A 19529-nucleotide genomic window follows, 5' to 3' on the forward strand; every position below is an offset into this window, starting at 1 on the left:
GGCCCTCGGCCACCCGGGCCCCGTACCCGGCGGCCTTGACCGCCTCGATCATCCGGGACACCCGGACCCGGGACGGGTCGTAAGCGACCCGCGCGCGGGAGGTTGCGAGGTTCACCGAAGCAGACTCCACGCCGGGGAGACCCCCCAGGGCCTTTTCCACCAAGCCCGCGCAGTGGGCCGAGTCCACCCCTGTGAGCGAGAGCTCCGCCGTGCGCTCGGCCCCGGCTTCCCGCACCCCGTACCCCGCCTTGCGCACCGCCGCCACCAGGTCCTCGTGCCCGGCCCGGAAGGGGTCCCGCTCCACGTAGGCCTTGGAGGCGGCGAAGTTCACGTTGGCCACCCCTACCCCCGGAACCCGGCGCAGCCCCCTCTCGATGGCCGCGGCGCAAGAGGCGCAGCTCATGCCGGTGAGGTCCAGGACCTCCTTGACCCCGCCCGACCGAGGCTCCGCGGTCGGGGCCTCCTCCTCGCCCACGTGTGCGGCCTCCTCCTCCTGGGCGTTCGTCCGGTAGGCGGCCAGGACCCCCTCGGGATCGGCTTCGAAGCGCCCCCGGCACCGGGGGTTGCAGAAGTAGTAGCGCTTGCCCTCGTGGTCGGAGGTGCCCCCGGGCGGCGCCTCGGGGTCCACCTCCATGCGGCAGACGGGGTCGATGGCGGGGGTCTTCATGGGTTCCTCCCTGCGCGCGGGTCGTCCTCGCCCGCTTCGACGCGGAACCGCACCCGGTGGTTTCATGCCGAGGCTCTGGGGGAGCGCCGCAGAGAAGGCGCTGCTCGCCGGGCCGGGGACCGGGGGAGTGTACCGCGGGAGGGGAACTCGGCGAGGGGCTCGTTGCGCTGCGCGGGGAGGGACTGCGCCTCAGACCGCCCTGCGTGACGGTTCGTTTGCTTCTGCCCGATCGAAATCGAAATCGAAATCGATATCGACCCCGACTTCGATCGCGATTTCGATATCGATTTCGATGGGTACCGGGTGAGTGTGCGCGCCGTGGCTTTCGTGAGGCCCGCGCGCAAACTGGGCGGTTGGCTCACGATGCCGGGGCTTGGAAGATTCCTAGGCCCGGGTCAAGGACAGGGTGGCGGAAAACAGGCGCTCCCGCCAGAACATGATGGGCAGCTCCTCAATCTCGAACTCCACGGAGACGGTCTGGAAGCCCCGGAATTGGTAGAGGTGGTAGTCGGCGCCGATGATGATGGAGGGGCACGAGATGCTGGTGATGCCGTAGGAAGGGTCGCCGAGCTCCCCCTTGAGGCGGCCGGCCACGATGTTGGTGATCTCCCCCACGGCGTCGAGAACGTCCTCGTTGACCTCCGACTGGCCGGAGTCCGTGAAACGGTTGGCCAGTAGGAGCACGGCCCGCTGGGAGAGGCTCAAGGTGACCGTGCCGTTGCGCCGGCCCACCAGGCCGATCACGACGGCCACCTCTTGCGCCCGGGCGGGGAGCGTGCTGATCCCCACCGGGCGCGGCGAGAGCCCCGCCATCTGGAGGCCGGCGTGGGTGCTGCGGATGATGGCGTCGACCAGGGCCTCGTTGAGGTCCACCTTGAGCATGGCGCTGCTTCTCCTCGCCCGGGGGCCGGGCGAACGCGGGTTCGGGGCACGCTACCTATCGAACCGGGAAGGAAAACAATTGAGGGATTTCGGGAACGGTTTCTGGATGTGCCGTTTGGCCGAGATCCGCGTTCGCGGCCAGGGCCGCTCCGAAGGGAAGGGCCCTCCCCGCCGGGACCGGGGCGGTGCTAGACTGCCCCCATGGACGCCCCGCACCCCACCGCCTGCCCATCTTCCTCGGGCGACGACCTTGCCTTGCTCCTCGATGCCCTCCCCCGGGAGATCCGCCAGCCCCTGGAAGGCCGCCCCCTGGAGGACCTGCTGGAGGTCGTGCTCGATCTGGGCCGTCCCCCCGAGGCGCGCTTCCGGGAAAGCGCCCGTCGCCTGCTGCCCCGGCCCGTCACCCGCGACGACCTGGACCAGGTGGTGGAGCGGCTGGGGGAGTTCACGGCCGACAACCGGGCCGGCATCGAGCGCACCCTGCACCGCATCTCGGCCCTGCGAAATCGCCGGGGCGAGGTGGTGGGGCTCACCCTGCGGGTGGGCCGGGCGGTCTTCGGCACGGTGGACTTCATCCGCGACCTGGTGGAGAGCGGCGCGAGCCTGCTCCTCATGGGCCCGCCGGGAGTGGGCAAGACCACCATGCTCCGGGAGGCGGCTCGGGTGCTCGCCGACGACCTGGGCAAGCGGGTGATGGTGGTGGACACCTCCAACGAGATCGCGGGGGACGGGGACGTGCCCCACCCCGGCATCGGGAGCGCCCGGCGCATCCAGGTGCCCCATCCCGACCGTCAGCACGCGGTGATGATCGAGGCGGTGGAGAACCACATGCCCGAGGTGGTGATCGTGGACGAGATCGGCACCGCCGCCGAGGCGGCCGCCGCCCGCACCATCGCCGAGCGGGGCGTGCAGCTCATCGGCACGGCCCACGGCAACTGCCTGGAAAACCTGGTGCTCAATCCCACCCTGAGCGACCTGGTGGGGGGCGTGCAGACCGTGACCCTGGGCGACGAGGAGGCGCGCCTGCGGCGCACCCAGAAGACCGTGAGCGAGCGCAAGGCGCCCCCTACCTTCGACGCCGTGGTGGAGATCGTGAGCCGGGTCGAGGTGATCGTCCACCGCGACACGGGAGCTGCCGTGGATGCCCTGCTCCGCCGGGCGGACCCCGGGGGAGAGCACCGGGTGCGGGGGGAGGACGGCCAGGTGGTGGCGGTGGCCGCGCCGGGGGAGCCGAACCGCCCCCCCGCTTCCGCCGACGGGGAGCAGGCGGCCCCGGGCGGGCGCACCCGCCTCTTCGCCTACGCCTTGAGCCGCGACTCCCTGGAGCGGGCCATCCGGGATCTCGGCCTCAACGCCCGGGCGGTGGGCCGCCCCCAGCAGGCCGATGCCATCGTGGCCCTGCGTTCCCGCGGCCGCGACGCCCGGCTCGAGCGCATCCTGGGGGAGGCGGGGGTGCCGGTGCACTGGGTCAAGAGAAACAGCACCGCCACGCTGCGGCGCGTCCTTCAGGAGGCCTTCCTCCACGTGGGCGGCTTCGAGGAGGGCGAGGTGGCGCGAGCGGTGCAGGAGGCCGAGGAGGCGGTGGACGCGATCCGGGCCGGGGGAGGCCCTGCGGCGCTGGCTCCCCAGCCCGCGGCCCTGCGCAAGCTCCAGCACCGGGTCGTCACCCGGTCCGGCCTCACCGCCCAGAGCACGGGCGCCGGCGGCGATCGTCACCTGGTGGTGTACCCGGATTGAGGCGGGGTGAGGGTCACGGCAGCACCGGCACCTGCGCCCGCACGGAGCCGAAGTCCACCACCACCCCTTCCACGGTGATCTTCTCCAGCACAGGCCCTTCGGCCGCGCCCAGGCGGTCACCCTCTCGATACGGCTTCCAGTTGATGAAGACGAACCGCTCGGAGGGGTCGTCCGCGTACACGTGCCCGTTGATTTCCAGGGGGGGGAGACCCTGGCGGACCTCCGGGGGCAGCTCCTGGAGCAGGGGTACCGGGGCCGCGCCGGCAACGGCCCCGGCCTCCCGGCGCGGTTCAGGCGCCGGGGCCGGGACCGGCTGGATCTGCGCGACGGGAGACGCCGGCTCCGCCGCCGCTGGGGGCTCGGGGACCGCCGGCGCCGTGTCCTGCGCGGGCGTCGTTGGGGCTTCGGCCGGGGAGGGCAGGGGAGCGGCGGCCCCGGCGGCGCCGACGGGAGGTTGTTGGGGCTCCGGGGTCACCGCACGGGGAGGGGCGCGGCGCTCGGCCTCGGCTGCCAGGGGCCGCGTCTCGGCGGGCAGGCGCAGGTCTCCCGTCCGCCGGGGTTCGGCAGGCACAGGAGGAGCGGCGGCGAGGCGGGCCTCCGGGGGGGGAGGTGCCGGGAGGGATGCCGGCAGGGGCCCGGGCGGGCGGGGCCGGAGGGTCCACCCCAGCACCAGGGCGTTTGCCCCGAGGACCAGGGCCGCCACGGCCCAGCCCCACCGCAGGCGTCGCCGGCGAGGCTCCGGGGCCGGGATACCCACGGCCGCCTTCAAGTCCGGAGCCTGTCCCCGCTGCTGCTCCTGCTGGGCCTTGCGCAGAGCTTCCAGGATGTACGACATGGCTCGTCAGGGCTCCCCGGGCCCGTGGTGACGCCGGAGAACCGGGACCGAGGGCGGGCCTGCGGCGGTGTTGAGCTGGATGAACGTCTGCTCTCCGGCAATCCCATCGGGCGCCAGCCCCCGGGCGCTCTGGAAGGCTCGCACCCTCTCCCGAAGGCCGGGGCCGAAGCGCGGGTTCGCAGCTCCGGCCGAAGGGGGGGAACGCCCCTCGGCCGCATCCAGAAGGGTGCGGAGCCACACCACGTCGGGTCCCTCGCTTCCCAGGCGCAGGACGGAAGCTCCCTCGGGAGGCCCCTGCCACAGGAAGAGGAATTCGCCGAACCACAGGGGGTCGAGCTCCTGCCGGGGTACCGTGAGGGGCTCGCCCCCGAAGTCCAGCGTCGCGACGAAGCCGTCGAGGCCGACCAGGACCCCGTGGTGGCGGGCGGCCGCGCCGTCGCGCAGCTCCAGCACCGCCGGCAGCCCGTAGTGGGCGAGCGTCGTCCAGTTTCCGCGGCCGTAGGTGCAGCGCAAGCCCAGGGCCTCGGCCCGTTCGCAGGCCGTGGCGCCGGCTGCCTCGGCGTAGGACAGGCCCCAATAGCCGAACAGGGTCGCCAGCGCGTCGTCGCTCCCGGTGCGCAGGCTTCCCCCGGCCAGGCGCGGCCCGAAGGGTTCGGTCGCTGCGGGCTCGGCGGCAGGCGCCGGAAGCTCGGCAGGGACTTCGGCGAGGGGAAGGGGCGGAGGCTCCACGGGCAGGGCGAAGACCTCTCCCCCTCCCTCCCGGTCGGCCGCGACGCGAGCGGCAGGCGGGGCGAAGGACACCAACCCCCACGCCGCCGCGGCCAGAGCCAGGGCGACCGCGGCACCGGCCCAGCCCCACGCCCGGCGCCGGGTGACCGCGCCCTCTCCCCGCACCTCGGCAGCGGCCCGTCCCACGAGCCTGCTTCCCACCGGCCGCTCTCCCCTGGCGTAGGCCGCCAGCAGGGCCCGGTCGCAGAGCACGTTCACGAGCCGTGGCACCCCCCCGGAGAGCCGGTGCACCCGGGAGAGCGCTCCCGGAGTGAACAGGGGCTCCGCCGCTCCGGCCACCTCCAGACGGTGGCGCACGTACTGGGCCGTCTCCTCCGCGGTGAGGGGGGCGAGGTGGTAGCGGGCGGTGATCCGCTGGTCCAGCTGCCGCAGCTCCGGGCGGGCCATGAGGGCCCGGAGCTCGGGCTGGCCGATGAGCAGGATCTGGAGGAGCTTGCGGGTGGTGGTCTCCAGGTTGGTGAGCAGCCGCACCTGCTCCAGGGCCTCGGCGCTGAGGTTCTGGGCTTCGTCGATGACGAGCACCGCCCGCCGGCCGCGGGCGTGGCCGTCGAGCAGGTGGCGGTTGAGGGCATCGGTGAGGATCTTGAGGCTCGACGTGCCCGGAGGGTAGGGCACGCGGAACTCGTCGCACACCGAGGCCACGAGCTCCGCGGGAGTCTGGCGGGGGTTGAAGAGGAGCGCCACGTCCACGCCCTCGGGCGCCTGCTCCAGCAGGCTCCGGCACAACGTCGTCTTCCCCGTGCCCACCTCCCCCGTGAGCTGCACGAACCCCCCCGCCTCACCCATGCCGTAGAGGAGGTGGGCCAGGGCCTCCCGGTGGCGGGGGCTCAGGTAGAGGAACCGGGGGTCGGGGGTGAGGGCGAAGGGCTCTTCCCTCAATCCGAAGTAGCTGCGGTACATGGGCTCGCGGGAGCTTCGGCGGCGCCCTGGGGCTCCGCGCGACGAGGGCGTGGCCAACGAAACGACGGTATCAGCCGAGGAGCGAAAGGGTCAAGTTGGGGCTAGCCCCTGTCCGCTTCCCCCAGCGTGAAGCAGAAGGTGCAGCCGGTGCCGCGGCCCTCGGACTCCACCCAGATCCTGCCGCCGTGCACCTCTACGATGCGCTTGACGATGGCCAGGCCGATACCGGTGCCGGGGCTATGGGGATCGAGCTTCTCGAAGAGACCGAAGACCCGCTCCCGTTGCTCCGGCGCGATTCCCACTCCGTTGTCCCGGACGTAGAAGACGGGCCGGGCGGCGTGGGCGCGCCACCCCACGCGCACGGACGGGTGGGGCTCGTCCCCCAAAAACTTCACCGCGTTGCCCAGGAGGTTTTCCAGCACTTCCCTCAGGCGCGTGGGGTCTCCCCGGACCACGGGCAGATCCGGGGCGATCTCCACCTCGACGCCCCGCTCGGCCGCCTGGACCGCGAACGAGGCGGCGGCCTCCCGGGCCACTTCCAGGAGGGAGACGGGCACGGGCGCGTGGGTGAGCCGCCCGATGCGCGACAGCCCCAGCAGGTCGTCCAGCAGGCGCTGCATCCTCTCGGCCGCCGCGCCGATCTGGCGCGCGTAGCCCCGGGCGCGCTCCGCCCGGCCCTCCCGGGCCTCCCGCTCCATGAGGCCCGCAAAGCCCCGGATGGTGGTAAGCGGCCCCTTGAGGTCGTGGGAGACGGTGTAGGTGAACTGGTCCAGGGCCTCGTTGCGGGATCGGAGCTCGGCGATCAGGGCCTCGCGCTCGGCCTCTGCCTGGCGGCGGGCGGTGATGTCGCGGGCCAGCTCGATCGTGCCCAACATGCCTCCCCCGTCGTCGCGCAGGGGCACGGCCCGAAGCTCCCAGATACGCCCCTCGGGGTCGGTGGTGCAGCACTCGGCGAACTCTCCCGAAGCGAGGCACTCGCGCACCGGGCAGGGGTCGCAGGGGCGGTCGCGGTTGTGCCAGATCTCGTAGCACCGCCGCCCCACGAGCTCCCGCGGCTCGCGCCGCACCCCCAGGGCCGCTCCGCGGTTCGCCCACAGGATCTCCATCTGCGGCGATTGCAGAATCAGGGTGTCGGGAATCGCATCGAGGACGGCGTGAAATTCGTCGGAGAGCTTCCGGTAGCGGGCCTCGCTGGCGCGCAGCGTCTCCTCGGCGCGGCGGCGCTCGAGGATGATGGAGAGGAAGCTCCCCACGGTCCGCAGGAGCTCCACGTCCTCCGGGAGCCATCGGCGCGGACCCCGGCACTCGTCGAAGCCGAGAAACCCGAAGTAGCGGTCCCCCACGAAGAGGGGGACCGCCAGGACCGCCCGGATCCCCTGGGACCGCAGGATCTCCCTCTCCCCCTCGCCGGGGATCTCCTCGAGGTCGGCGCAGGAGATCACCCGGTCGGCCCGCAGCTCCTTCATCCACCAGGGGGTTGCCGTAGCGGGGACCCCTTGCAGGCGTTCCCGCTCGGGGCTCACTCCGGGTGCGACCCACTCCACCGTGTTGTCCATGGTGTCGGTGGCAACCCGGTGCTCGAACACGTAGATCCGGCTCACGTCGAGGGCCCGGGAGAGGAGCGCGACGCACTCTTCCTGGAACCGCTCGGGAGCGCCCGTGCGCACGGCAGCGGCCGCCACCTCGGCCAGCAGGCGCTCGTGCTCCAGGTGCCGGGCCAGCCGTTCCTCGGCACGCTTGCGCTCGGTAAGGGGAACGAGGAGCTCCATGGCCCCGGTCACCGCTCCCCCGGCGTCCCGCACGGGGGCGGCCAGCACCTCGAACCATACGGGACGGCCGGCCGTGTCGTAGTGCCGCTGCTCCCGCACGACCCGTTCGGCGCCCCCGTCGAAGACCTCCCGCACGCCGCATCCCGGGCAGACATCCGGGCGGCGGTTGAACGCCTCGTGGCAGACGGCTCCCGCCACTTCCCCGAAGACGTCCCGGAGCGTGTCGTTGGCCCACTGGATGCGGTAGTCCCGGGAAACCAGGGCGAAGCCCACCCCCAGGTTCCCGGTGATGAGGTCGAGGCGCCGGCGGTACTCGTCGCGCTCGGCTTCCGCCTGCCGTCGGGCCGCCAACCCCCCAGCGACGCGGTGAAGCCGTGCCACGAGGGCAGGCAGGTTCTCGGGAGAGAGCTCTCCGGGGGCGAGGCAGTCCAGCGCACCCGCCTCCAGCGCGTCGCGGACCTCGGGCGCGCCGGGATCGTCGGACACCACCGCGAAGGAAGTTCCCGCAAGGCCTTCTCCCCCGCGGAGGAGCCCTGCGGCCGTGCCGTCGGGGAGCCGATCCTGGGCGAGGACGAAGTGGGGCGGGCTCGCGACCGCGGCGGCACGAGCCTGGGCGGCGCCCGCGACGCAGTCCACGGTGTATCCGCCGGACCCGGCTCCCAGGGCCCGCAGCCGTTCCCCCGGGGCTCCGTCTCCTGCCACGACCAGTATCCGGGCGCCGTTCGTGCTCATCCAGGCCCCATGACCCTTCCGCGCCTCCCGCCGAAATGTGCGGTGCCAACCGCGCGATGCATTACTGATCGCTCCCTAATAGCAGATGAGAACCTCTCCACACAACGGGGAACCGCCGGGTCTCATTCGGCCCGCAGGGCCTCCACCGGGTCCAGGCCGGCGGCCCGCAGGGCCGGCACGGCGCCCGCGGCCAGGCCGATGGAGACCGCGACAAGTTCGGCCAGGAGGACCATGGTCCAGGCCGTGTACACCGGCAGAGCGGGTGCGATCAGGTGGAGCAGCCGGGCGCCCCCCGCGCCCAGGGCGAGCCCCGCGAGCCCCCCGGCGGCGCCCAGCAGCGCGGCCTCTCCCAGGAAGAGGCCCAGCACCTGGCCCCGGCGCGCCCCCAGGGCCCGCAGGAGCCCCACCTCGGGGGTACGCTCCGCCACCGCGATGGTCATGATGGTGAGGATGCCCACCCCGCCCACCAGGAGCGAGATGGCCCCCAGTGCGCCCACGGCAAAGGTGAGCACCCCCAGCACCCCGCCTAGCACGTCGAGCATCTGCTGCTGGGTGGTGATGGTAAAATCCTCCCGCCCGTGGCGGGCCGCGAGGATGCGGCGGATGCCCGCCACCACCTCCTCCACGGGGGCCCCCTCGGCGTAGAGCAGGTCCACCTCCATGAGGCTGTCCCGGTTGAAGAGCTCCAGGGCCCGGGCCGCCGGGAGGTAGACCGTGTCGTCCAGGTCGAAGCCCAGCACCTGCCCCTTGGACTCCATCGTGCCCACCACCCGGTAGCGGCTGCCCCCCACCCGGACCAGGCGGCCCAGGGGGTTCTCCCGGCCGAAGAGCTCCTCGCGCAGGCGGCTTCCGAGCACGGCGAAGGACCGGGGGGCCTCCAGGTCGTCGGGGGGCAGGAAGGTGCCCGAGGCCACGCCGAAGGTGAAGACCTCGGGGAAGCCCGGGCCCACCCCGTACACCGTGACCCGGCGCCGCCGGCTCTCCCCCCGCACCTCCGCGTTGCCCTGGACCACCGGCACCACGGCCCGCACGTGGGGCACCCGCCGGAGGGCCTCGGCGTCGGCCAGGGTGAGGGGGCGCACGGTGCCGAAGACCCCCACCGAGGCGCCAAACGTGGTGGCCCGCCCCGGATGGACGCTCACCAGGTTCGTCCCGAACTGGGTGAACTCGGCCAGCACGAAACGCTGCACCCCCTCGCCGATGGAGGTGAGGAGTACCACCGAGGCGATGCCCACCGCGATGCCCAGCACGGTGAGCAGGCTGCGCAGCGGCTGGGAGCGGGCCGCGCCCGACGCAAGGCGTGCGAGATCGAGGGTGCGCACGGGCCCTTCAGCGCCGCGCCAGGGCTTCCACAGGGTCCAGGCGCGCCGCCCGGCGGGCCGGGAGGACGCCGAAGAGGAGTCCCGTTGCCAGCGCCACGGCCACCGCCGCCCCCGCCGCCCAGGGGGGCGGACCCAGGGGAAGCCGGGGATAGGCTTGGGCCAGGGCCCAGCTTCCCCCCTCCCCCAGGAAGAGCCCCACCGCCGCCCCCGCCAGGGAGAGGAGCGCCGCCTCGGCCAGGAAGAGCACCCGGATGGCGCGGCCGGTGGCTCCGAGCGCCACCAGGAGCCCGATCTCTCCCCGGCGCTGGGATACCACCACGAGCATCACGTTCATCACCAGGATGCCCGCCACCAAGAGGCTGATGGCCCCGATCCCCCCCACCGTGAGGGTCAAGGCTCCCAGGATGCGGTCGAAGGTGGCGAGCACGGCGTCCTGGGCGATGACGGTCACGTCCTCCTCCCCCTGGTGGCGCGCCTTGAGGATCGCCTGAACCGCCTCCCGGGCTCGGGGAATGGCCTCCCGGCTGCGGGCCTCCACCAGGATCCGGGCCAGGGAGGGGTTGTTGAAGAGCATCTGGGCCGAGGCCACGGGCACCACCACCATGTCTTCCACGTCGAGCCCGATGGAGCGGCCCTCCGAGGCCAGTACCCCGATCACCCGGAAACGCCGGTCCCCGATGCGCACCCACTCCCCCAGGGCCCGGGCCGGCCCGAAGAGCTCGCGGCGCACCTGGGTCCCCAGCACGCACACGGCCGAGGCCCGGTCCGGGTCGCCGGGGGGCAGGAAGACGCCTTGGGCCATGGTCCACCGCCGCAAGGGCAGGAGCTCCGCGGTGGACCCCAGCACCGGCACCTCCCGCTCCCGGCCGCCCCAGGCCACGGGCGCCGAGCCGAGGCTCAGGGGGGCCACTCGGGCCACGAACCCGCTGCGGGTCAGGGCCGAGGCGTCGGCCACCGTGAGGTCCCGGGGGGTCTGGCCCACGAAGACGTTGGGTACCGCCCCGGCGGTCTCGGAGCGGCCTGGGACGACGATGAGGAGGTGGGTGCCGAGGGAGGCGAACTCGCCGGTGACGTAGCGCCGGGCGGCTTCTCCCAGGGAGGTGAGCACCACCACCGCCGCCACGCCGATGGACATGGCGAGCAGGGTCAGGGCGCTGCGCAGGGGATACCCTTTGAGGCTCCCCAGGGCGAAACCCGCCACGTCGGCCGGCCTCACGGGGCCGCCCCCCCGGCCGTGTCCTGGGCCACCCGGCCGTCCACCATGCGGATGCGGCGCCCGGCCCGTTCGCCGATCTCCGGGTCGTGGGTGACCACGAGCAGGGTGAGGCCCTCCGCCTGGAGACCCTCCAGGATCTGGAGGACCTCCCGGCCGGAAGCGCGGTCCAGGTTGCCGGTGGGCTCGTCGGCCAGGAGGATCGAGGGCCGGGTCACGGTGGCCCGGGCGATGGCCACCCGCTGGCGCTGCCCCCCCGAGAGCTGGCTCGGCCGGTGATCCAGTCGGTCGGCGAGCCCCATGGACTCCAGGGCTGCCCGCACCCGGGGACGGCGCTCCCCGGGGGGCAGTCCGGCCAGGACGAGGGGGAGCTCCACGTTCTGTTCGGCCGTGAGGCGCTCCACCAGGTGGAAGAACTGGAAGACGAAGCCGATCCTGTCGCGCCGGGCGAGCGCCCGCTCCTGGTCCCCCAGGTCCGTGACGTCGGCTCCCCCCAGGAGATAGGTCCCCGAGGTGGGGCGGTCCAGCAGTCCAAGAAGGTGGAGCAGGGTGGACTTTCCCGAGCCCGAGGGTCCCATGATGGCCACGTATTCCCCCGCGCCCACGCGCAGACTCACCCCGTCGAGGGCGCGAACCTCCTGATCCCCCACGGCGTAGATCCGGGTCAGCTCCCGGAGCTCGATCAAGGGCGGGTTTCCCTCCCCCCCTCGCCCTCCCCCTCCGGGGTAGCCCGGGCCCCGGCGCGCAGCCCCTCCCGGTCTACCGAGAGGACGATCCGCTCCCCCTCCTGGAGGCCCGAGACCGCCTCCACGTACTCCCAGCTCGAGAGGCCGGGCTGGAAGACACGCTCCTGGAGCACCCCCTCGGCGGGGCGGCGGGCTCGGGGCTCGTCCTCCCGGTACACCAGCACCCGGTGGCCCTCGAGCACGGCCTGGGCCGGCACCCGAAGGGCCGACTCCCGCGTGTCGAGCACCACCTCCACGTCGGCGCTGTATCCGGCCAGGAGGCCCCGGGGCTCGGCCGAGGAAGCGAACTCCACCTCCACGTCCACCGTGCGGGCCTGGCGCTCCAGGTCGAGCACGTAGGGGGCCACCCGCCGCACGGTGCCGGGAAAGCGTTGGCCTGGAAAGGCGTCGAGGCTCATCCGGACCGGGAGGCCGGGACGCACCGCCGGGGCGTCCACCTCATCGATGGGAGCGGTGACGTAGAGGCAGCGGTCGTCGATGAGGTCCACGGCCGGCAGGGTCGGCACGCCGATGGGCGAAGGGGTCACGACTTCGCCGAGCTCCCCGTTCACCTCGGCCACCGTGCCGGGGAAGGGGGCGCGCAGGATCGTGCGCTCCAGATTCGCACGGGCCACGGCCACCCGCGCCGCGCTCACCTGAGCCCCCGCAACGGAGGCCGCACACCCCGCGCGCCGAGCCCGGGCCTCGCTCGATGCCCGGTCGGCCGCCTCCTCGGTGGCCACCCCCTGGCGAAGCAGCCGCTCCAAGCGAGCCGCGTCGCGCTCGGCCACCTCCGCAAGGGTGCACGCCTCCTCGGCCCGGGAGGCCGCCGCGTCGGCTTCCCGCTCGGCCAGGGTCACTGCCGCCCGCAAGTCCTCGTTCCAGAGCTCCAGGAGCACCTGGCCCGCCGCCACCCGATCCCCCTCCCGCACCGGGAGCCGAGCGATGGGCCCCCCCACCGCGGGGGCCAGCCGCGCCCGCCGGCAGGCGTTCACCGTGCCGGCCCGGGTGTTGGCCACGGTGGCCTCCACCCGGCCCCGCTCCAGGGTCGCGAGGACCACCAAAACGGGCGTGGGCCGGGAGAGGTGCCACGCCCCGTATCCGGCGCCCCCCAGGAGGGGCACGAGCAGGAGCGTGCGCAGGAGGCGCCGCCCCCACCGGCGGGGCTGGGCCATGGTCTTACTTCTCCTTGCCCTCTAGGGCCTTGCGGAGCAGATCGCCCAGGCTGGTGCCCCCGCCCGCCTCGTCCCCGTAGGCCAGAAGGCGCTCGTCCCGGGACTTCTGTCCCCCCACGTACTCGCCCAGCACGCCCCGGCTGTGGGCGTCGTCGTGGCAGTAGATGCAGAGGTTTTCCCAGTTGCTCCCGTCGGCGGGGTTGTTCCGGTGGTCCCCGTCCCGGTGGTGGACGGTCAGGAGCTTGAGGTCCTTGCCCCCGAAGTCGCGCCCGCACCGGGCGCACACGCTGCCGTGGAGCGCCAGGGACCGCTCCCGGTAGTCTTCCCCGGAGGGTTTTCGGGCCTCTTCCTTCAGCCGCCGGACCACCTCGTCGGCGCCCGGGGCGGGCCCCCCGCCCGCCACCGTGCGGGCGCGCACTTTGCCGGCCTTGTTTCCGAAGCTGTAGCGGGCCATGAAGGAACTCCTTGCGGGTGGTCCGTGGTCCGTTGGCCGTGGTCCGTTGGAGAGAGGGCGACCGTCGCCGTGCACGGTGCGGGGGGCGGGCCGGGGGTCTGCCCGGAGGCGGCGCAGGCGGTCTTGGCGATGCCCTTGCGGACGCCAGAGACCCTTCCCTTCCCTCGCTGGAATGCCACGGACCATCCGAGAGCCCACGGGATCCTGTGCCGCCGCAGGGGAGGCCCCCGGCCCGCCCATGCCTCGACGGTCCGAGGCGCCGCCTCGTCAGTACAGAAACATCGGCTTCCCCATCACGTGGCGCACCTTGGGCCGGTATTCCTCGGAGTCGTAGAGCTCTTCCACGTCGACGCGCTTCTTGCCCTGGGCGACCGTGCTCAGGGGGATGTCGGTGTAGGTGCCCCGGGAGAGGGCCACGAGCCGCCCCGAGGTGCCTTCCAGGGCCAGGTCCACGGCCATGTTGGCGAAGTTCACCGCCACCATGAGGTCCAGGGAGTCGGGAGCCCCGCTGCGCATCAGGTAGGAGAGCTGCTGGAAGACGATGTCCTCTCCGGTGATGCGTTTGAGGAGCGCCCCGGTCTCGGCGCCGATGCCCCCGAGCTTGCGGTGCCCGTAGGGGTCGGCCTCGCCCGTCAGGTGCATCTCGCCCCCCGCCAGCCGGGCGCCCTCCGAGATGGTCACCATGGCGTAGTTGCTGGGATTGGCCCGCTTGTCGGCGAGCACCAGGCGGGCGAGGCGCTCGGGATCGAAGGGCACCTCGGAGATGATGGCCCGGTCGGCCCCCGAGAGGTACGCCGACACGAGCGAGGTCTCCCCGCAGTAGCGGCCGAAGAGCTCCACCACGGCGATGCGCTCGTGGGAGCCCGTGGAGGTGCGAAGCGCGTGGATGAAGTTCACGCTGCGGGTCACGGCGGTGGAGAACCCGATGCAGTAGTCCGTGCCGTACACGTCGTTGTCCATGGTCTTGGGCACGGCGATCACGGGAAACCCCTCCCGGTGGAGCCGCTCCCCGAAGCTCAGGGTGTCGTCGCCCCCGATGGGGATGAGGGCGTCCACCCCGAGCCGGTCCAGGTTCGAGACCACGTGCGCCGTCAGATCCGCCCGCTCCGCGCCGGGGGGGACCCGGTCCCGGAGGAACGCGGGCACGTCCTTGGGCCGCACGGACGCCGGATTGGTCCGCGACGTGTGCAGATACGTCCCCCCCGTCCGGTCGATGGTGCGCACCATGTTCTTGTCGAGCCACTGGAGATTGGAGGCAAAGCTCTCGGGGTCGTCGGGGTTGTAGTGCAGCAGCCCGCCCCACCCCCGGCGCACCCCGAGCACCCGCACCCCTTCGTCGATGGCCCGGTAGGCCACCGTCTTGATGCAGGGGTTGAGCCCCGGAACGTCTCCTCCCCCCGTGAGAATCGCGACGGCGCGCGGCTTGGCCATGAGTATCCCTCCGTTGTGCGAGACAAGGCCCGCAAGTCTACCGGGAGGCGGCGGAAAGTAAACTCGGGGGCGGACCACACGCGGCAAACCCAAAGCGAACACAGAGCGAACCCAAAGCGAACCACGAAGACACCAAGAAAACCGGCCGGAGGGGGATTGGTGCCGGCAGACGATCGGTGGTCCGCAAGCCGCGCTCTCTCCCCCGGGGGCCATCAGCCGTGTCGCTCGTCTTTGTGTCTTGGTGTCTTCGTGGTTCCAAGAACCGGGTCCTGTCCGTTGGCGCATTCTCCCTTTGACACCGGCACCCGGGGGTGGTATCAGCAAGTCTTGCTGCACTTTCCGGCCCTCGATTGCAGGAGTTCCTGCATGGCCCGCCTTCCGTCCGCCGCCCGCCGCGGGGTCATCGCCTATGCCGAGGCCCACGCCGAAGAGGCGAGCTACCTCTCGGCCCGGGAGCTCGGCCGCCGGTGCGGGGCGAGCGAGTCCACGGTGATCCGGGCGGTCCAGGAGAGGGGCTACCCGGGATTTCCCGCGTTCCAGGAGGAGCTCCGGGCGGCGGTGGTTCGGCGACGCACCACCGTGGAGCGGTTGACTGCCCGGGGGGAGGCCGATCCCCTGGCCCGGGCCTTCGCCCGCGACATCGACAACCTGCGGGACACCTGGGACCGCCTCTCGCCCCAGGCCTTCGAACGGGCCGCCGTGCTGCTGGCCGGGGGCGCCCGCACCTGGCTCCTGGGCCTGCGCACCCCCCACGCCGTCGCGGTGCTCCTGCGGGAGGGCCTGTCGTACCTGGGCATCGACGCGCGCCTCCTGGTCCCGGGCACCGGGGATATCTGGGACGGCGTGGACCGCGTGCAGCCCGGCGACGTGGTGGTGGCGGTGACCTTTCCCCGCTACACGCGGGCCGTGGTGGAGGCCGCGGCCCTGGCCCGGCGCCGGGGGGCGCGGCTCATCGCCCTCACCGACGGGCCCGCCTCCCCCCTGGCGGCCGAAGCCGAGGTGCTCCTGCCGGCCGCCTATGGCCTGGACGGCTACATCGAGAGCTTTACCGCCTGCGCCTGCCTGGCCCAGGCCCTGCTCCTGGAGGTTTCCCGCCGCATGGGCCCCCGGGCGCGGGAGGCCCTGGAGGAAAAGGAGACCCTGTGGGCCGAGCGGGGGGTGTACTGGGAATGACCCGGCCGAGGAGGAAACCGTGGCACCGCTCATCATCACCGCCGCCATCACGGGGAGCCGCATGCCCCGGGAGAAGTGCCCCCACATCCCCGTCCTCCCCGAGGAGATCGCCGACTCGGCCGCCGAGGCCGCCCGGGCCGGAGCGAGCGTGGTGCACATCCACGTGCGCGACCCCGAGACCGCCCTGGGCACCCAGGACGCGGAGCTCTACCGCCGGGTGCTCGACCGCCTGGCCGCTTCGGGCACGGACCCGGTGGTGTGCCTGACCACCAGCGGCATCCCGGGCCGCAACCTCGCCTACGAGGCCCGGTTCGTCCCCCTGGAGTTTCGCCCCGAGCTGGCGAGCTTCGACGCCGGGAGCATGAACCTGGGGGACGGGGTGTTCCTGAACCCGCCGGATTTCCTCGAGGAGCTCGCCCGGCGCATGAAGGAGGCCGGCACCAAGCCCGAGCTCGAGATCTTCGACGGCGGGATGATCGGCAACTGCCTGCGGCTGCGGGATCGCGGGCTGCTCGAAGCGCCGCTCCACTTCCAGTTCGTGCTGGGAGCCCCGGGGGGCGCCCCGGCCACCCCCAAGGAGCTCCTCCACCTGGTGGAGGCCATCCCGCCGGACTCCACCTGGAGCTCCATCGGGATCGGCACCGGACACCTGCCCATCGTGCTGACCACCCTGGCCCTGGGGGGCCACGTGCGCGTGGGGCTCGAAGACAACATCTACTACCGCCGGGGCGAGCTCGCCCGGTCCAACGCCCAGTTCGTGGAGCGCGTCGTGCGCCTCGCGGCCGAGGCAGGCCGCCCCGTGGCCACCCCCGCCCAGGCGAGGGAGATCCTGGGGCTCAAGCGCGGGGCGTGAAGCGTGAGACGTGAGACGTGAGACGTGAAGCGTCAGGCGTGAAGATGGCGCCAGCGACCCGCAGAAGACCGATCCAACTCCCGGGGAGCTGACGAACCACGGAACGTCGGCACACTCCAACGTGCAACCCGCCACGTGCAACGCGCACCGAAAGGCTCCCATGTCCCACGTCTTCTACCGCAGCCCCGCCAAGACCTACCCCGTCGCGGTCCGCGCCGAGGGGGCGTGGATCTGGGACGCGACGGGCAAGCGCTACCTCGACGGCTCGGGGGGGGCCTGCGTGGTGACCATCGGCCACGGCGTCCCCGAGGTTCGGCAGGCCGCCCTGGCCCAGATGGACGCCATCAGCTTCGCCCACGGGAGCCAGTTCACCACTCGGACGTGCGAGGAGCTGGCGGAGCGGGTGGCGGCCCTGTCCCCCGATCCGGAGCTCGACCGGGTCTACCTGGTCTCGGGGGGCTCCGAGGCGGTGGAGACCGCGGTAAAGCTCTCGCGCCAGTACTGGCGCGAGGCGGGTCGGCCCGACCGCTACAAGGTGATTTCCCGCTGGACCTCCTACCACGGCAACACCGCCGGGGCCCTGGCCCTGGGGGGCCACACGGGCCGCCGCAGCCCCTACCTGCCCCTCATCCAGCACACTCCCCACATCGAGCCCTGCTACTGCTACCGCTGCCCCTTCGGGCGCACCCCCGATGCCTGTGGCCTTCCCTGCGCCGACGCCCTGGACCGGACGATCCGCTACGAGGGCCCCGAGAGCGTGGCGGCCTTCATCGCCGAACCCATCGTGGGGGCCACCGCCGGCGTGCTTGTGCCCCCGGACGGGTACTGGCAGCGCATCCGAGAGATCTGCGACCGCCACGACATTCTCCTCATCGCCGACGAGGTCATGACCGGGGCCGGACGGACGGGTCGCAACCTGGCCCTGGAGCACTGGGGCGTGAACGCCGACCTCGTGGTGCTGGCCAAGGGCCTCTCCAGCGGGTACACCCCCCTGGGGGCGGTGCTGGTGCGACGGAGAATCCACGAAGCGGTGCGCGGCGGCTCCGGGAGCTTCATCCACGGCCATACCTACGGGCAGCACGCGGTCTCCATGGCGGTAGGCGCAGCGGTGCTGCGCTACCTGGAGGACCACCGGCTCTCCGAGCGCTCGGCGGCCCTGGGACCGGTCCTCCTGGAAGGGCTCCGGGGGCTCGCGGCCCTGCCGCTCGTGGGCGACGTGCGCGGCCTGGGGCTCTTCGCCGGGGTAGAGCTCGTGGCCGATCGAGACACGAGGGAGCCCTTCGACCCGAAGCGCAAAGTGGCCTACAAGGTAGCGGGCGAGGCCATGGCGCGGGGGCTCGTCACGTACCCGGGCGACGGCGGCGCCGACGGCATCCGGGGAGACCACATCCTCTTGAGCCCGCCGCTCACCGTGACGGAGGAAGAGCTCGGCTTCCTGGTCCGCACCCTGGGGGAGGCCATCGAGGCGGCGGCGCGGGCGCTGTAGCACCCCCCGGAATCCGCGACCCAAGTTCTTGGGGCGGGGTCCGGGAGTCCTGGAGCGCAGCCCCGTGCCGCCTCGACCGAACGGCGGCCGCTAGGCCGAAATCCGTGAGGCTCGGCGCACCGGGTCCCTCGGATACGCTGCCTCTGAACGTCGCGGATTGCGGGGCGGAGCGCAAGGGCTCCCGGACCCAGCTTGCCACCCAGGTGGTGGTTCCTGGCCCATGCCGCCCATTGACCCGGGGGGGAATGACGCTACACTCTGGCGGCCGGCGAGCGGCGCAAGTGGGGGGATTCCCTTCTCAACCGGGCGATGATGCCCACGAACGCGAAGGAGGCGACGATGAAGAAGGCGCGCAACGGATGGAAGGCCCTCGTGGCGGGCGCGGCCCTGGCCGTGGGCGGCCTGGCGGCCGGCCCGGCCCCGGCAGCCCAGGACCTCCTCATCGGGGGCGGTGCGGTGACCGGCGTGTACTACCAGGTCGCCCTCCAGGTGTGCAGCATCATCAACAAGCACTCGACGGGCAAGTACAACTGCGTGGGTCGCCCGGCGCTGGGGTCGGTGTTCAACGTCAACGCCGTGGACCGGGGGCTCCTGGACTTCGGCGTGGTCCAGTCGGACATGAACTGGCACGCTACGAAGGGTTCCAACGACTGGGCGGGCAAGCCCGTGGCATCGCTGCGGAGCGTCTTCAGCCTGCATCCCGAGACGGTGCTCCTGGTGACCCGCGCAGACACGGGGATCACCAAAGTAGAAGATATCAAGGGCAAGCGGATCAACATCGGCAATCCGGGCTCCGGCCAGCGGGGCAACGCCGAGGACGTGCTGCGGCTCTACGGCATCGACCAGGCAAAGGACATCAAGGCCGAAGGGCTCCAGCAGGCCGAGGCCTCCCGGGCCCTGGTGGACAAGAAGATCGACGCCTTCTTCTACACCGTGGGCAACCCCAGCGCAGCCATCGAGGAGCCTGCCACCTCCACCTCCATCCGGATCGTCCCCATCAACAGCGATGCCATGCGGAAGTTCGTGGAGGAGAGGCCTTATTACGTGATGACCACCATCCCCGCCGGCACGTACCACGGGGTGGCCGAGCCCGTGGAGACCTACGCCGTGACCGCCACCATGATGACCTCGGAGACGGTCGGGGAGCAGGCTGTGTACGACTTCGTGAAGCTTGTCTTCGAGAACCTGGACGAGCTCAAGAGGTCCCACGCCGCCTTCCGCAACCTCAATCCGCCGGAGATGATGAAGGGCCTCTCGGCGCCGCTCCACCCGGGCGCCGCGAAGTACTACAAGGAGAAGGGCTGGATCTGATGCCGAGCCACCCGACCGGGGGCGGGCAGGCGGCCCCCGTAGGGGGGCCAGCACGGGGGGGGTTGTAGCAGGGGC

At 72.5% G+C, this 19529-nt stretch carries 16 protein-coding genes; 5 read left to right on the forward strand and 11 right to left on the reverse strand.

Annotation, left to right across the window (positions count from 1 at the left end; translation table 11 throughout):
* On the reverse strand, nucleotides 1-667 hold a 667-nt coding region (locus AB1578_13230), incomplete at its 3' end, for a copper ion binding protein (protein MEW6488862.1).
* 384 nt (nucleotides 668-1051) lie between these two features.
* Entirely contained in the window at nucleotides 1052-1549 is a 498-nt protein-coding gene (locus AB1578_13235) for a chemotaxis protein CheX (GenBank protein MEW6488863.1), read from the reverse strand.
* A 201-nt stretch (nucleotides 1550-1750) separates the two neighbouring features.
* On the opposite strand from AB1578_13235, the gene AB1578_13240 reads away from it, so the two are divergent.
* Nucleotides 1751-3286, forward strand: a complete 1536-nt coding sequence (locus tag AB1578_13240) for a R3H domain-containing nucleic acid-binding protein (GenBank protein MEW6488864.1) — start codon at nucleotides 1751-1753, stop codon at nucleotides 3284-3286.
* Nucleotides 3287-3299: 13 nt separating this feature from the next.
* Here AB1578_13240 and AB1578_13245 read toward each other — a convergent pair whose 3' ends face one another.
* From AB1578_13245 to AB1578_13285, 9 genes are all read right to left on the reverse strand, one after another.
* Nucleotides 3300-4121, reverse strand: a complete 822-nt coding sequence (locus tag AB1578_13245; protein MEW6488865.1) for a general secretion pathway protein GspB — start codon at nucleotides 4119-4121, stop codon at nucleotides 3300-3302.
* A 6-nt stretch (nucleotides 4122-4127) separates the two neighbouring features.
* A complete protein-coding gene (locus AB1578_13250; GenBank protein ID MEW6488866.1) occupies nucleotides 4128-5810 on the reverse strand; it encodes an AAA family ATPase in 1683 nt (560 codons plus the stop codon).
* A 101-nt stretch (nucleotides 5811-5911) separates the two neighbouring features.
* Nucleotides 5912-8281, reverse strand: coding sequence for a PAS domain-containing protein (locus AB1578_13255; protein ID MEW6488867.1), 2370 nt, complete (start codon nucleotides 8279-8281; stop codon nucleotides 5912-5914).
* Nucleotides 8282-8433: 152 nt separating this feature from the next.
* The gene (locus tag AB1578_13260; GenBank protein MEW6488868.1) at nucleotides 8434-9633 is read right to left on the reverse strand and encodes an ABC transporter permease; all 1200 of its coding nucleotides are present in this window, start codon (nucleotides 9631-9633) and stop codon (nucleotides 8434-8436) included.
* A 7-nt stretch (nucleotides 9634-9640) separates the two neighbouring features.
* On the reverse strand, nucleotides 9641-10849 hold the full coding sequence (locus AB1578_13265; protein ID MEW6488869.1) for an ABC transporter permease: 1209 nt from the start codon (nucleotides 10847-10849) through the stop codon (nucleotides 9641-9643).
* A complete protein-coding gene (locus AB1578_13270) occupies nucleotides 10846-11532 on the reverse strand; it encodes an ABC transporter ATP-binding protein (protein MEW6488870.1) in 687 nt (228 codons plus the stop codon). Before AB1578_13270 ends, AB1578_13265 begins: the two co-directional genes overlap by 4 nt.
* Complete coding sequence (locus AB1578_13275; GenBank protein ID MEW6488871.1) at nucleotides 11529-12746, reverse strand: efflux RND transporter periplasmic adaptor subunit; 1218 nt, start codon at nucleotides 12744-12746, stop codon at nucleotides 11529-11531. The genes AB1578_13270 and AB1578_13275 overlap by 4 nt, the downstream gene beginning before the upstream one ends.
* Nucleotides 12747-12750: 4 nt before the next feature.
* Nucleotides 12751-13113 carry a YajD family HNH nuclease gene (locus AB1578_13280; protein ID MEW6488872.1) on the reverse strand — a complete coding sequence of 121 codons (363 nt, stop codon included), beginning with the start codon at nucleotides 13111-13113 and terminating at the stop codon, nucleotides 12751-12753.
* A gap of 354 nt (nucleotides 13114-13467) precedes the next feature.
* Nucleotides 13468-14631 (reverse strand): 6-phosphofructokinase, encoded by a 1164-nt coding sequence (locus AB1578_13285; protein MEW6488873.1) that lies wholly within the window; start codon nucleotides 14629-14631, stop codon nucleotides 13468-13470.
* A gap of 366 nt (nucleotides 14632-14997) precedes the next feature.
* Here AB1578_13285 and AB1578_13290 point away from each other — a divergent pair, with 366 nt between their 5' ends.
* The 4 genes from AB1578_13290 (at nucleotide 14998) to AB1578_13305 (ending at nucleotide 19454) form a co-directional block, all read left to right on the forward strand.
* A complete protein-coding gene (locus AB1578_13290; GenBank protein MEW6488874.1) occupies nucleotides 14998-15804 on the forward strand; it encodes a MurR/RpiR family transcriptional regulator in 807 nt (268 codons plus the stop codon).
* A gap of 19 nt (nucleotides 15805-15823) precedes the next feature.
* Nucleotides 15824-16657 carry a 3-keto-5-aminohexanoate cleavage protein gene (locus tag AB1578_13295; GenBank protein MEW6488875.1) on the forward strand — a complete coding sequence of 278 codons (834 nt, stop codon included), beginning with the start codon at nucleotides 15824-15826 and terminating at the stop codon, nucleotides 16655-16657.
* Between the two features lie 160 nt (nucleotides 16658-16817).
* Nucleotides 16818-18143, forward strand: coding sequence for an aspartate aminotransferase family protein (locus AB1578_13300; protein MEW6488876.1), 1326 nt, complete (start codon nucleotides 16818-16820; stop codon nucleotides 18141-18143).
* Nucleotides 18144-18482: 339 nt separating this feature from the next.
* Nucleotides 18483-19454, forward strand: a complete 972-nt coding sequence (locus tag AB1578_13305) for a TAXI family TRAP transporter solute-binding subunit (protein MEW6488877.1) — start codon at nucleotides 18483-18485, stop codon at nucleotides 19452-19454.
* Nucleotides 19455-19529 lie beyond the last annotated feature (75 nt).

The organism is Thermodesulfobacteriota bacterium, assembly GCA_040756475.1.
Lineage (GTDB): Bacteria > Desulfobacterota > Deferrisomatia > Deferrisomatales > JACRMM01 > JBFLZB01.

Excerpts from the sequence above, each read along its gene's own strand:
- AB1578_13235 (MEW6488863.1), bottom strand. The coding sequence starts at position 1,549 with ATGCTCAAGGTGGACCTCAACGAGGCCCTGGTCGACGCCATCATCCGC.
- AB1578_13240 (MEW6488864.1), top strand. The coding sequence starts at position 1,751 with ATGGACGCCCCGCACCCCACCGCCTGCCCATCTTCCTCGGGCGACGAC.
- AB1578_13245 (MEW6488865.1), bottom strand. The coding sequence starts at position 4,121 with ATGTCGTACATCCTGGAAGCTCTGCGCAAGGCCCAGCAGGAGCAGCAG.
- AB1578_13250 (MEW6488866.1), bottom strand. The coding sequence starts at position 5,810 with ATGTACCGCAGCTACTTCGGATTGAGGGAAGAGCCCTTCGCCCTCACC.
- AB1578_13275 (MEW6488871.1), bottom strand. The coding sequence starts at position 12,746 with ATGGCCCAGCCCCGCCGGTGGGGGCGGCGCCTCCTGCGCACGCTCCTG.
- AB1578_13285 (MEW6488873.1), bottom strand. The coding sequence starts at position 14,631 with ATGGCCAAGCCGCGCGCCGTCGCGATTCTCACGGGGGGAGGAGACGTT.
- AB1578_13290 (MEW6488874.1), top strand. The coding sequence starts at position 14,998 with ATGGCCCGCCTTCCGTCCGCCGCCCGCCGCGGGGTCATCGCCTATGCC.
- AB1578_13300 (MEW6488876.1), top strand. The coding sequence starts at position 16,818 with ATGTCCCACGTCTTCTACCGCAGCCCCGCCAAGACCTACCCCGTCGCG.
- AB1578_13305 (MEW6488877.1), top strand. The coding sequence starts at position 18,483 with ATGAAGAAGGCGCGCAACGGATGGAAGGCCCTCGTGGCGGGCGCGGCC.